Here is a 12,353-nt window from a genome sequence, read left to right as displayed (position 1 = left end):
GTGCCGGCGTGGCTCGATGGCACCGCTGTGCGCATCGAGCGCACCGCGCCCGAACAAGCTGCCATCGCGGTCGTCAGTGCATCCACGGCCTACCACGAAGCCATCGAAGCCATGCGCTGGGCGCGGGCCCTGCTCGCCTCCGGCCGCGCCCGGCCCGGCGAGATCGCCATCGCCGCCGTGGCCCCCGCGGAATACGACGACCACTTCCTCGCGCTGCGCGCCGACGCCAACCTCGAACTGCATTTCGTGCACGGTACCAAGGTGACCGCCAGCCGCGACGGGCAGGCCGCGGCCGCGCTGGCGGACATCCTGGTGCGCGGCCTGTCGCAATCGCGCATGCGCCGCCTCGCCGCGCTGCAGTCGGGCGGTAAAGGCGCCAGGGGCATGTTCGCGACGCTGCCCGCCGGATGGACCCGCATCCTCCCGGCCGATGCGCCGCTGAGCTCGGTCCAGGCGTGGGAGCGGCTGCTGGCACGCCTGTCCGCCAGGGACTGGCCCGACGGCGCCGACCATGCCCCCGCCGTGCGCGCCATCGTCGCGCTGCTCGGCCAGGGCATCGGTGCCGCCGCGCAGATCGGCGAGGCCGTGCTCGACGGCCGCGCGCGCACGATCTGGCGCAAGGCGCTGCTGGCCGGACCCGCCGCCTCGATCGACGCCACGCTGGAGAACCTGAAGCAGGATGACGGCCTGGAAGCCTGCGTGTCGGTGGCATGGATGCCGGCCGGCGAGCTGGCCGCCGCGCCGCGCCGCTTCGTGCGCCTGCTGGGGCTGAACTCCTCGCGCTGGCCGCGAGGCTTGTCCGAGGACCGGCTGCTCTCCGACCACATCGTGCCCACCGCCGAACTGGACCCGCTCCCGGTCGCCGCGGCGGACCGGTACAGCTTCCACGCCATCCTCGCCACCACCGCCGGCGAAGTGGTGCTCTCGCGCGCGCGCCGCGACGGCGAGGGCCGCGTGATGGGACGCAGCGCGCTGCTGCATGGCCTGCCCGACGAAACCTACCTGCGCCGCAATGCCGTGCCGGCCCATGCCTTCAGCGAGACCGACCGCCTGCTGGCGCGTCCCGCCGAATTCCGCACGGCGGCGCAGGCCAGGTCGGCCGTTTGCTGCTGGCGCAACTGGCACAGCCCCGAGCTCACGCCGCACGACGGCATGGTGCGCGCCGGCCATCCGGTGCTGCAGGCCGTGCTCGGCCGCAGGCAATCGGCCAGCTCGCTGCAGCGGCTGCTGCGCAACCCGCTGGGCTTCGTCTGGCAATACGGCATGCGCTGGCGCGCGCCGGAGGGCGGCGCCGAGCCCATCGTGCTGGACGCGCTGGGCTTCGGCAACCTGGTCCACCTGGTGCTCGACCACGCGCTGCAGACGCTCGAAGCCGGCGGCGGGCTGGCGCGCGCCGACCCCGCGCAAGCTGCCGCCGCGGTGCGCGACGGCGTGCGCGTCGCCGCCGCGTCGTGGGAAGCCACGCAGGCCGTGCCGCCGCACGTGATCTGGCAACGCACGCTCGATGAGGTGCGCCTGCTGGCCGGCCGCGCGCTGACGTGGGGAGACCCTGCCGGGCCCGGCACGCGCGCCTTCGGGGAAGTCCCGTTCGGCGGCTCGGAGCCGCGCGCCGGCGCCGCCGCCACATTGCCGTGGGACCCCGCGGCGCGCGTCGAGATCCCCGGCACCGGCTTCCACATCTCCGGCTATATCGACCGCCTGGATATCTCGGGCGACGGCAGCCGCGCCATCGTGCGCGACTACAAGACCGGGCGCACCCTGAAGCAAGGCGCCCGCCTCGACGGCGGCCGCGAGCTGCAGCGCTGCCTGTACGCCTTCGCCGTCAAGGCGCTGCTGGGCGCCGGCGTGGACATCACCGCTTCGCTGCTGTACCCGCGCGAGCCCGCCGAAAGGATCCTCGACAATGCCGACGCCGCGCTGGCCGACATCACCGGCTACCTGGCCTCGGCGCATGCCAGCCTGCTGGCCGGCGCCGCCGTGATGGGCAAGGACACCGCCGGCAACTACGACGATCTCGCCTTCGCCCTGCCCGCCAATGCCGCGGCCACGTATTGCCGGCGCAAGCGCGATGCCGCGCTGGCGCAACTCGGCGAAGCCGCCGCCGTCTGGGAAGCCGAATAATGAACAAGAGCGCCATGCCCCTCGAAGACAACCACGCCCGCCGCACCGCCATTGCCGACCATCACCGCTCCCTGCTGGTGGAAGCCGGCGCGGGATCGGGCAAGACCGCCGTGATGGYCGGCCGCATCGCCATGATGCTGGCCGAAGGCGTGGCCCCGCGCCACATCGCCGCGGTGACCTTTACCGAACTGGCCGCCAGCGAACTGGTGATCCGCGTGCGCGAATTCGTCGCCAGGCTCAGCGACGGCCATGTCCCGCAGGAACTGCGCGCGGCCCTGCCCGGCAACCTGAGCGAGCGGCACCACGACAACCTGCGGGCGGCCGGCGCCGCCATCGACGAACTCACCTGCTCGACCATCCACGGCTTCTGCCAGCGCCTGATCAAGCCCTATCCGGTCGAAGCCAATATCGATCCCGGCGCTGGCATCATGGACCGCGACCAGGGCAGCCTCGCCTTCGACGACATCGTCGACGCCTGGCTGCGCGAGCAGCTGGACGCCGATGGCGGCAATGGCGCCGGCCTGCTCGCCGAACTGGTGCTCTACGATGCGCAGGCGACCGTGGCGCTGGTGCGCGGCATCGCGGCCACGCTGCGCGCGCACCGCAACGCCACGGCACCGGCGGGACTCCCGCTGGCGCCGCTGATCGCCGCCTTCGGCCAGGCGGCACACGCGCTTGCCGCCTTCGTCGCCGACACCGAAGCCAAGGATGCCGACACCACGGTGATGTCGGCACTGCTGACGGAGGCCGCGCAGGCGCTCGCCTTCCCGTACAGCCCGCAGCGCCCCGCCGACCTTGCCCGCGTGCTGGCGATCCGCCTCGAGCCGGACACGAAGCTGTGCAAGAAAGACGGCGGCTTCCGCTCGTACCGCCGCGCCGGCGCGTGGCGCACGGCGTCGCGCGAGGCGGGCATGCCCGCGGCGCATGGCGATCTGCTGTGCGCGCAGGCGGCGCAGCTGCACGCTGCCTGCCAGGATGCCTGGGTGGCGCTGCAGCAGCAGATCGCCAGCCACGTGCTGGCCGCGCTGGCCGATGCCGTGCAGCCGGTGCTCGCGCGCTTTCGCGACTACAAGCGCGCAGCCGCGCTGCTCGATTTCGATGACCTGATCTTCGCCGCGCGCGATCTGCTGCGCGATCACGATACCGTGCGGCAGGCGCTCGCCACGCGCTACCGCCACGTGCTGGTGGACGAGTTCCAGGACACGGACCCGCTGCAGTCGGAAATCGTCTGGCGCCTGTGCGGCGAGCCGCCCGCCGGCGGCCGGGACAATGCCGACTGGACCCGCTTCGTCATCCGCCCGGGCGCGCTGTTCCTGGTGGGCGACCCCAAGCAGGCCATCTACCGCTTCCGCGGCGCCGACGTGGCGGCCTATGTGCAGGCGCGCGACGCCTTCGCCGCGCAGGACCGCGACAGCGTGCTGGCGATCTCCACCAACTTCCGCTCGCGCGCACCAATCCTGGCGTACGTCAACGCACGCTTCGAGGCCATCCTGTCCAGCCCCGACCAGCCTGGCTTCACCGCGCTCACGCCGTACGATGCCAACGACGACGGCCAGCCAGGCGTGCTGGCACTGGACGTGGCGGTGACCGGCGCGGACGGCAAGGTGGCCGCCGAGCACCTGCGCGAGGCCGAGGCCGGCGCGGTCGCCGAGATGTGCGCGCGCATGATCGGCAACCATGACATCGCCGACCGCAAGACCGGCGCGCGGCGCAAGTGCCGGCCCGGCGACATCGCGCTGCTGGCGCCCTCCGGCAGCGACCTGTGGCGCTACGAGGCCGCGCTCGAGCGGCGCGGCGTGCCCGTCGCCACGCAGGCCGGCAAGGGCTTCTACCAGCGCCAGGAAATCCAGGACCTGATCGCGCTGACCCGCGTGCTTGCCGACACGCGCGACACGCTGGCCCTCGGCGCGCTGCTGCGCGGGCCGCTGGCCGGCCTCACCGAAGAAGAACTGCTCGACATCGTGTGGCAGCTGCCGCGCGCGGAAGATGCCCCAGACAGCCTGCCCCGGCTGGACCTGCGCGTGGAAACGCAACACATTGCGCACGACCTCGCGCGCGACCTCATCGGCAAGCTGCAGGCGCTGCGCCGCAAGGCCAACGCCACCACGCCCTACGACCTGATCGCGCAGGCGGTCGATGCACTGCACGTGCGCGCCATCCTGCTCGAGCGCCACCACGGCCAGGCCGAGCGCGCGCTGGCCAACGTCGACCTCTACCTCAACCTGGCGCGCGCCTATGGCGTGCGCGGCCTGCGCGCCTTCGCCGAAACCATGAGCGCGGCGTGGAGCGACGCCGCGCGTGCCAGCGAAGGCCGCCCCGATGCGCAGGAAGAAGCCGTGGCGCTCTACACCATGCACGCGGCCAAGGGGCTCGAGTGGCCCATCGTGGTGCCGGTCAACACCATGACCGAGGTGGTCGCCGCCGACACCGCCGTGGTCGAACGCGCCAGCGGCCATTTCCATTGCCCCGTGTATGGCCTCACGCCCGCAGGCTACGACGCCGCGCGCGACGCCGAGAAGGCCGAGCTCGCGCGCGAACGCATCCGCCTCTGGTACGTGGCCGCCACGCGTGCACGCGAACTGCTGGTGCTGCCCCGGCTCGATGCGCCCGCCAGCAACAGCGCATGGGTCAACCTGCTCGACCTGTCGCTGTCCGCGCTGGATCCGCTCGTGCCGCACGACCTGCCCGACGGCGTGGCCGCCGCCGGCGCCACCGTGGAGAACCGGCAGACCCGGCAGTCGTTCGGCGACGAAGCCCTGTCCATCGTCCTGCAGCACAAGCGGCTGGCATGGCTGGCGCCCAGCCGCGATGAAGGTGCCGGCAGCCCGCTGCTGCAGGAAGAAGTGCCCGCCATCATGCTGGCCACCGACGACGCGGAGTCCGCCGGCACCCCCGCCTATCCCGCCGTGCAAGGCGGGCGCGAGCGCGGCCTCGTCATCCACAAGCTGCTCGAGGAAGTCCTGAGCGGCGAAACCGAAGAAACCGTGGCGGCCCTCACCGCGCGCGGGGAGGCGCTCGTGCGCATGCTCGGCCGCGAGCCCGGCGACGATCCCGCGGCCGGCCTCGCGCCGGCCGAGATGGCCCGGTGCGTGCTGCGCACGCTGGCCCTGCCCGACATCGCGGCGCTGCGCCCCGGACTGGTACCGGAGTATCCGGTCTATGGCTCGGCCGTGACGGCGGACCAGGAAAGCGCCACCGTCGGCATCGCCGATGCCGCCACCTTCGCCGACGACGGCACGCCGCAGGTCATTGTCGACTGGAAGAGCGACGTGCGCCCCGATCCCGCCACCCTCGATCACTACCGCGCACAGGTGCGCAGCTACCTCGACATGACCGGGGCCAGCCGCGGGCTGATCGTGCTGGTGACGTCGGGGCAGGTGATTCCGGTCGGCCCCGGTCTTGCCGCGGCGGCATGAACGCGCGCCGGTCCCTCAACCATTGAAGGTCATTCACAGGAAGCAATCGATCATGATCAACAACAATTCCCCGCTGGAGAGCCTCGCGGCCTTCGCCATCGCGTTTGCCGCCGGCGCGGTCTCTGCCATCGGCCTGGGCTTGTATATCGGAAAGCTCAAGCAGGACGCGCAGCGCGCCGGTGCGGCCGACACCGTGTCGCCGCTGCACAGCCGCTGAAGCGCGGCCGCCGGCCTTCGCAGTGCGCCCCCCTTGAGAGGGGTGAAGGAAGCGCCGCGCTGGCCGATATCAATCCGGCATTGGTGTGCCGTGTATCTGTCCTGGCGCACCGCCATGACACACGGTAGGCGGCGGCCTGGCTGGGCCGCGCCGGCCGCCCATCAATTCCAGGAGTCATCGTGAACGCTTTCATCTGGGCCGGCATCGCCGTCCTCGTCGTCATTGCCGCCGTGCTGGTACTGCGCCGCCGCACACCAGCCGCCGCACCCGCTCCCGCGGCCGCGATCATGCAACCGCCGGCCACGCCCGCCACGCAAGCCCCCACGGCGGCACAACCGGAGCAAGCCGAGGATACCGTCGCCATCCTGGTGGGTCCGTCGGCCGAAGAACCCGTCCTCAGCATCACCGCGCTGGACGGCAAGCTGCCCAAAGGCGCGCGCAAGGTGGAGGCCGACAGCACCACCCTCAGCCAGCTGAGTCCGGTCCTCCAGGCGGTGCCCAACTTGCTGAGCGCGCGCGAAGTCGCCCGCGGCGGCTATATGAAGGTGATCATCGACGGCCCGCTGGTCAAGRCAGCCGATGGCGAGGGCTATCGCGCGTTTACGATGGGCGCCAAGGGTATCAAGCAACAAGCCAGGCTACTGGACCCGTCACGCCTGTCGAAGATGGTGAATGCGGCGGCCATCCTGAACATCGCCTCGCTGATCGTCGCCCAGAAGCATCTGGCCGACATTGGCAAGAAGCTCGACGAGATCAAGCAGGGCGTGGAACGCATCGAAGCCTTCCTGCGCGACGAGCGCAAGGCCGGCATTCTTGGCGCGCTCGACTACCTGCGCCAGGTCGCCCACGCGCTGTTCCAGGGCGAGCTCTCGCCCGCGGTACGCCAGAAACTCGAGGACTACGAGGGCCAGCTGCTGGCCACCGAGCGGCACCTCAAGGCCGAACTGACGCGCGAAACGCAGGGCATCGCGGAGATCAAGGATCCCGATACGTTCCGCACCAACGGCCTGGTGACGAAGATCCGCGAGCGGCAGACGCTGCTGGACGGACTGTACGAGCAATGGCTGTTGTGCGTGCGCGCACGCGTGGCGGGCTGGCAGTTGCTGTCGGCTTTCCCGGGCGAGCATCACATGAAGCAGGCGCGCCTCAGCAGCCTGCAGGATTCGGTCGACTCCCTCGCCCGGTCCGGCGGCCTGCTGGATGAGGCGAAGCAACTGATGGAAGGCAAGATCGAATCCGTGAAGTCACGGCTGGAGTTCGAGTCCGCGCTGACCGAGAAGCGTGCAAGCCTGCGCAAGTGGATCCAGGGTGAACTGGCCGCCGCCGGCGCCGCCATGCGCGAGCAGGGCCGCGGCCTGGCCGCCGGCGAGGCAATGCTGCTGGAGCAACAGAAGCCGACCGTCCTGGCGCTGAAGCTGAATGCCGGCCGGATCGTGGAAGCACATCATCTGCCAGCGTAACCGCTAAGCGCTCTTTGCCCTTATTGTCCTTGTTGCCGGACTCGCGCCGCCGCCTGGCGGCGCGTCCGCTACCGTCCGATCCACCCCGGCAACTGCGCCAGCAGGTATAGCGCGGCCCCGATCAGCCCGCCCACCACCGTGCCGTTCATGCGGATGTACTGCAGGTCGCGGCCGACGTTCAGCTCGATCTGCCGCGACATCTCGCGCGCATCCCAGCCGCGTACCGTGCTGCTGATATGGCGCGTGATGAAGTCCGCGAAATCCGGCGCCATGCCGCGCGCCGCGTCGCGCAGGTGATCGTTGAGCGAGGCGCGCAACGCGGTGTTGCGCGTCAGCTCCGCGCCGATCCAGTGCCCCGCCTCCATCACCCGCTGGCGCACCACTGAGTCCTCGCGCGCGAGGTCTTGCTTGAGCCAGCGGCACCAGTCCGTCCACAGGCTGCCGATATACGCATTGAGCGCGCTGTCGCCCCTGAGCTGCTGCCGGATCTGCTCCGCCCTGGCATGGAAGGCGGGATCGTCCTTCAGGCGCGCGATCAGCTTCTGCACGGCCGTATCGAACGCCTTGCGCAGCTGGTGGCTGTCGTCGGCCTCCACCTGCCCCAGCACGCGCCCGAGCGCGGCGGCGATCAGGTCGGCGCCGTTGCTGCCGATCCATTCGCTGGGCAGGAGCCGCTCCTTCCTGGGGTGGTCGCTCTTGAGCCACTCCACGATGCGCTCCGAGATAAAGGCCCGCGTGGCCGGCTCGTTCAGCAGGGCGATCAGCTGCGCGAGCGATTCGTCCAGCAGCGCCTGGTGGCGTCCGTTCTCGGTCAGGCTCTCGAGGATGGTGGCGGCCGAGCGGGACAGGTCCACCTTGCCGATCATGGTGTGCGCGGCGTTGCGGATCAGGTCCTGGATGTTCTTCTCGTCCATCACATCGAGGAGCGTGCCGGCCGCCCTGGCCACCACATCGCCGATCTCCCGCGTATTGGCCGGCGACGCCAGCCACTGCGCCACCACCTGCGCGGGGTCGTGCTTGCCGATCAGCGCGACGATGGATGGCACGTCGAGGAACTTGTCCCTGACGAAGGTGGCAAGGCCGTCGGCGATATCGTCCTTCTTGCGGATGATGATATTGGTATGCCCGGCCAGCCCCGGCAGCGGGATGCGATGGAACAGCGCAGCCACCGCGAACCAGTCCGCCAGGCCACCCACCATGGCGGCTTCCGCCGCCGCGCGCACCCAGTCGGTCAGAAAGCCATGCGGCAGCAATACCGTGGCGACGAAGACGGCGAAGGCGAGCAACAGCAGCGCGAGCGCCTTGCGCTTTGCGGAGCGGAGTTCCTTCTCTTGCTGCATGCGTGGTCCGGAATGGTGCGGTCAGGAGGCAGGATACTTCGTCGAAATCCGCTGCACCAGCTTCTCATCCTTCGAATCGATGCCGATATCCCAGGTGGGAAACGCGCACAGGTCTTCGGCGATCTCGGCGATCACTTCGCGCAGCTCCAGGGGCTCGAGCCAATGCGGGGGAATCGCCTCCTCGCCCAGCAACGCACCCAGCAGGTTGCCGGTGATCGCGCCGGTGGAATCCGAGTCGCCGTCATGGTTCACCGCGAGCACCACGCCATGGCGGAAATCCCGCGCGACCAGCGCGCAATAGATCGAGATGGCCAGCGCTTCTTCCGCGACCCAGCCTTCGCCAAGCGCGGCGATGGCGTCGTCATGTGCGGCGCCGGCGGCGGCGAGCGCCTCGGCCTGTTCGATGGCTTGCAGCGTTTCCTCGTGATCGGGATGCGTGGCGAGGCAGGCCTTGGCCGCGTCCAGCGCGGCGGCCAGCGTCGCGCCGCCCGCCAGTTCGCCGATCATCGCGGCGAGCACGCCACCGGTGAGCGACCCGGTCGGGTGGCCGTGGGTCAGGGCGGCCAGCTTGGTGCCGAGCTCGAATGCCTGCTCGGGGGAGCGCAGCTGGGAACGCCGCCAGACAAAGAGGCCCGCGGGCGCCACGCGCATCACGCCGCCGCAGCCCTTGCTGTGGTTGCGCGCGGGCTCGCCGAGGCTGTTCATCGCAGCCAGCGCGGCAAGGCAGGTGTTGCCCGGCGCGCGGCGGCTGTGCAGGGCCTTGTGCTGGAACAGCCAGCCCGGCGCGCCGCCCATGCTGATCGTCGCGGCGGGCTGCATGCCCTGCGTCTGCAGCCAGCGCAGGTAGGCGCGCGCCGTCACCCCGGTATAGCTGCCGACGCCACGCCCGCTGCCGCGCACCCAGGCGCGCAGCAAACCTTCGGCGGTAAACAGCGTCATCTGCGTGTCGTCGGTGATGGTGCCGAAGCCACCGTAGGCGCGGGCGTAGCCGGTGATGCCCTGCGGCCCGAATTCCTCCACGATCTCCTCGCGCGACATGAATTCCACCGGCGCGCCGAGCGCATCGCCGACGGCACCGCCGAGCAGGCAGCCGCGAAAGCGGCTTGGTGCGGAAACGTTGGCCGCAGTGCCGGGCATCACGGGATGCATCCAATCAGGCGAGTTCATGCAGATTCCTTTGTTCAGACTTGCTTTGTTCAGACTTGTTTTGTTCAGTCACGGCTTCCCACGGCAGGCTCAGGTCTTCGCGCCCGAAATGGCCGTACGCCGCAGTTGGATAGTAGATCGGGCGCAGCGGATCCGGCGTCTCGATGATGCCTTGCGGGCGCAGATCGAATTCACTCGCCAGCGCCGCGGCGCAAGCCCGCACAGGCGGCGCGGGCGCTATCGCAACAGGATCAGTTGCGGCACGGCATCGGCACCGCTCCAGACGACGGCATTCTGCCCGTACCGCGCCCCGAGCGCCCTGGCCGCATCCAGTGACAGGCCGGGCACCAGGAAGCTCTCCTCGCCATCCCAGCCGTTGGTCGGATGCTGGCCTATGCCGTCGATGCAGCGCAGGCCCAGTTGCGTCAGTTCGCGCACCAGCGCCTGCTGGCGAACCGCATTGGCGGCGGGATCGTCTTCCTGCTGGCTAAAGGGGTTCCACGCGGTGATGAACGCGCTGCAGTCCACGCCCGCCGCCGCATGCAGCGCGGCCAGCGCAGGATTGGGTTCGCCCACGTTCAGCGTGAGTGGCGTCGCGCCGCGGACGTGATAGTGCGTCTCCCGGTAAGCCTGGATGATCTTCGGATCGATACTTGAATTGCCGGCGCCAGAAAGCAAAAAACCCTCCGTGAAAGGAGGGTCGACGCATTGCCCGCTTGCTTGCTCCTCCAGGAGCCACATCCGCTCTCGCGATCCACCTTGCCCGGGAAGGCAGGTTGGCATGGGCGTCGACCCAAATCAGAATGTGGGACGGATTGAAACATGCGGGCCCCGGGGGTGTCAAGGGCGCCCGGCCGGTTGCGCGAGGTGCGAAGCGCGCGGGCAGCAACGCGAAGCGGACCCGCGAAGAGACGCGCCATGTCTTTCGGGGTGGCGCGCGCAGAGGCAGCCGGACAAACCCCGCGCGTTCGGGAATCCGACCGCGAAAACCGCCGTTTATCCGGCATTCCGAACGCGTTTTGGCACCGGCGTGGTGCGTCCCTGCAATGCGCTCAAGTCCGCCACATCCCTACCGTAATAGCCACGGCAGCCCCCTTGCCCCACCCGGGCCAACCAGAGAAGAATCCATCACATGCTTTCCTCCCTCCGCGCACGCATCGTGGCCCTATCCGTGGCCATCGTCGTGGCGGCGCTAGCCGTCAACGCCGTTCTCAACCATGTCGTGGCCAGCGCGTATAACGCCGATGCCATCGACAACAATCTCGCCGCCGTGCAGACCGGCCACACCGACGCCATTGCGGACTGGGTCGCCAGCCATACGCAGATGATCAGCTCGCTGCAGGACGCCGCGCTGCAGCCCGATCCCATTCCCGCGCTCAGGCAGGTGTCCGACGCGGGCGGCTTCATCAAGGTGTACGTGGGCTTCCCCGACAAGAGCCATCGCTTCTCGGATGCGAGCGGCCTCAAGCCCGACTACGACCCGACCGCGCGGCCCTGGTACAAGCAGGCCGTGGCCGCGGGCAAGCCGATCGTGACGCCGCCCTACGTGGCCGCCAGCAGCGGCAAGCTGGTGGTGACGTTTGCCGCGCCCATCGTGCGCGATGGCAGCGTGAAAGGCGTGGTGGGCGGCGACGTGGCGATGGACAGCGTGATCGCCAACGTCAGGTCCATCCACCCCACGCCGGACAGCTTCGGCATCCTGGTGACGAAGGGCGGGCAGATCGTCGCGCACCGCGATGACAAGCTCACGCTCAAACCCATCGCCGAGCTGGTGCCCGCGCTGGACGCCGACAAGCTCGCCCCGCTGCTGGGCGCTACCACGCCGATGCAAGTGGAGGTGGCCGGCAAGCCCAAGCTGCTGCGCGCGCGCGAGATTGCCGGCACCGACTGGATCGCCGTGATCGCACTCGACAAGGCCGAGGCGACCGCCGGCATGCGTTCCGTGCTGATGGCATCGCTGCTGGCACTGCTGGTGATTGCCTGCGTGGCCGCCGCCATCGTGGCCGGCGTGACCGCAGTTTCGTTTCGCCGGCTTTCGCAGATCCGCGACGCCATGAGCGCCATCGGCTCCGGCGACGGCGACCTCACGCAGCGCCTGCCTGCCGACGGCAGCGATGAAGTCGCGCAGATCGCACGCGCGTTCAACGCCTTCGCCGACAAGCTGGTCGGCGTGATGCGCCAGATCCGCGACGCCAGCGAATCCGTGCGCGCCGCCGCCGACGAGATCGCCGCCGGCAACGTCGACCTGTCCCGCCGCACCGAGGGCGCTGCCGCCAGCCTCCAGCAGACCGCGGCCTCGATGGAGGAGATCACCGCCACCGTGGGGCAGTCCGCCAGCTCCGCGCACCAGGCCGACGAATCCGCCATTGCCGCTTCGCGCGTGGCGGCCAGCGGCGGCACCGCGCTCAGCGACGCGATCCGCACCATGGGCGAGATCGAGCACGCGGCGGTGAAGGTCTCCGACATCATCGGCGTGATCGAAGGCATTGCCTTCCAGACCAATATCCTCGCGCTCAATGCGGCGGTGGAAGCGGCGCGCGCGGGCGAGCAAGGCCGCGGCTTCGCGGTCGTGGCCGGCGAAGTGCGCGCGCTCGCGCAGCGCAGCTCCCAGGCCGCCAAGGAGATCAAGACCCTGATCGAGTCGACCGTGGGC

8 protein-coding genes, 1 pseudogene and 1 riboswitch are annotated in these 12,353 nt (G+C 70.1%); of the genes and pseudogenes, 5 read left to right on the top strand and 4 right to left on the bottom strand.

The window, feature by feature from the left end:
* The 4 genes from AC1DO7_RS33770 to AC1DO7_RS33755 all read left to right on the top strand — a co-directional run.
* Nucleotides 1–2,121 (top strand): PD-(D/E)XK nuclease family protein (locus tag AC1DO7_RS33770; RefSeq protein ID WP_477117089.1); only part of this gene is annotated, 2,121 nt, incomplete at its 5' end.
* A 14-nt stretch (nucleotides 2,122–2,135) separates the two neighbouring features.
* Nucleotides 2,136–5,537 (top strand): UvrD-helicase domain-containing protein, encoded by a 3,402-nt coding sequence (locus tag AC1DO7_RS33765; RefSeq protein WP_477117088.1) that lies wholly within the window; start codon nucleotides 2,136–2,138, stop codon nucleotides 5,535–5,537.
* A 52-nt stretch (nucleotides 5,538–5,589) separates the two neighbouring features.
* Nucleotides 5,590–5,754 carry a hypothetical protein gene (locus tag AC1DO7_RS33760; RefSeq protein ID WP_441620128.1) on the top strand — a complete coding sequence of 55 codons (165 nt, stop codon included), beginning with the start codon at nucleotides 5,590–5,592 and terminating at the stop codon, nucleotides 5,752–5,754.
* A gap of 179 nt (nucleotides 5,755–5,933) precedes the next feature.
* Nucleotides 5,934–7,214 carry a hypothetical protein gene (locus tag AC1DO7_RS33755; protein WP_477117087.1) on the top strand — a complete coding sequence of 427 codons (1,281 nt, stop codon included), beginning with the start codon at nucleotides 5,934–5,936 and terminating at the stop codon, nucleotides 7,212–7,214.
* Between the two features lie 68 nt (nucleotides 7,215–7,282).
* Here AC1DO7_RS33755 and AC1DO7_RS33750 read toward each other — a convergent pair whose 3' ends face one another.
* The 4 genes and pseudogenes from AC1DO7_RS33750 to AC1DO7_RS33735 all read right to left on the bottom strand — a co-directional run bounded on the left by AC1DO7_RS33750 (nucleotide 7,283) and on the right by AC1DO7_RS33735 (nucleotide 10,378).
* The gene (locus AC1DO7_RS33750) at nucleotides 7,283–8,554 is read right to left on the bottom strand and encodes a DUF445 domain-containing protein (protein ID WP_441649985.1); all 1,272 of its coding nucleotides are present in this window, start codon (nucleotides 8,552–8,554) and stop codon (nucleotides 7,283–7,285) included.
* A 21-nt stretch (nucleotides 8,555–8,575) separates the two neighbouring features.
* Nucleotides 8,576–9,721 carry an ADP-ribosylglycohydrolase family protein gene (locus AC1DO7_RS33745; protein ID WP_441649984.1) on the bottom strand — a complete coding sequence of 382 codons (1,146 nt, stop codon included), beginning with the start codon at nucleotides 9,719–9,721 and terminating at the stop codon, nucleotides 8,576–8,578.
* Nucleotides 9,708–9,911: pseudogene (locus AC1DO7_RS33740) on the bottom strand (methionine adenosyltransferase domain-containing protein); the annotation flags it as partial. The pseudogene AC1DO7_RS33740 and the gene AC1DO7_RS33745, both read right to left, overlap by 14 nt.
* A gap of 26 nt (nucleotides 9,912–9,937) precedes the next feature.
* Nucleotides 9,938–10,378: a DUF3293 domain-containing protein gene (locus AC1DO7_RS33735; RefSeq protein ID WP_441620135.1), complete on the bottom strand. Its 441-nt coding sequence runs from the start codon at nucleotides 10,376–10,378 to the stop codon at nucleotides 9,938–9,940.
* Between the two features lie 28 nt (nucleotides 10,379–10,406).
* Nucleotides 10,407–10,512, bottom strand: a riboswitch (SAM-I-IV-variant riboswitch).
* 320 nt (nucleotides 10,513–10,832) lie between these two features.
* Here AC1DO7_RS33735 and AC1DO7_RS33730 point away from each other — a divergent pair.
* On the top strand, nucleotides 10,833–12,353 hold a 1,521-nt coding region (locus tag AC1DO7_RS33730), incomplete at its 3' end, for a methyl-accepting chemotaxis protein (protein ID WP_477117086.1).

The organism is Cupriavidus sp. 05N40 (genome assembly GCF_056397305.1).
This window is presented reverse-complemented; position numbering and strand designations above follow the sequence as displayed.

Coding starts and splice junctions, on each gene's coding strand:
- AC1DO7_RS33760 (WP_441620128.1), top strand. CDS start 5,590: ATGATCAACAACAATTCCCCGCTGGAGAGCCTCGCGGCCTTCGCCATC.
- AC1DO7_RS33750 (WP_441649985.1), bottom strand. CDS start 8,554: ATGCAGCAAGAGAAGGAACTCCGCTCCGCAAAGCGCAAGGCGCTCGCG.
- AC1DO7_RS33745 (WP_441649984.1), bottom strand. CDS start 9,721: ATGAACTCGCCTGATTGGATGCATCCCGTGATGCCCGGCACTGCGGCC.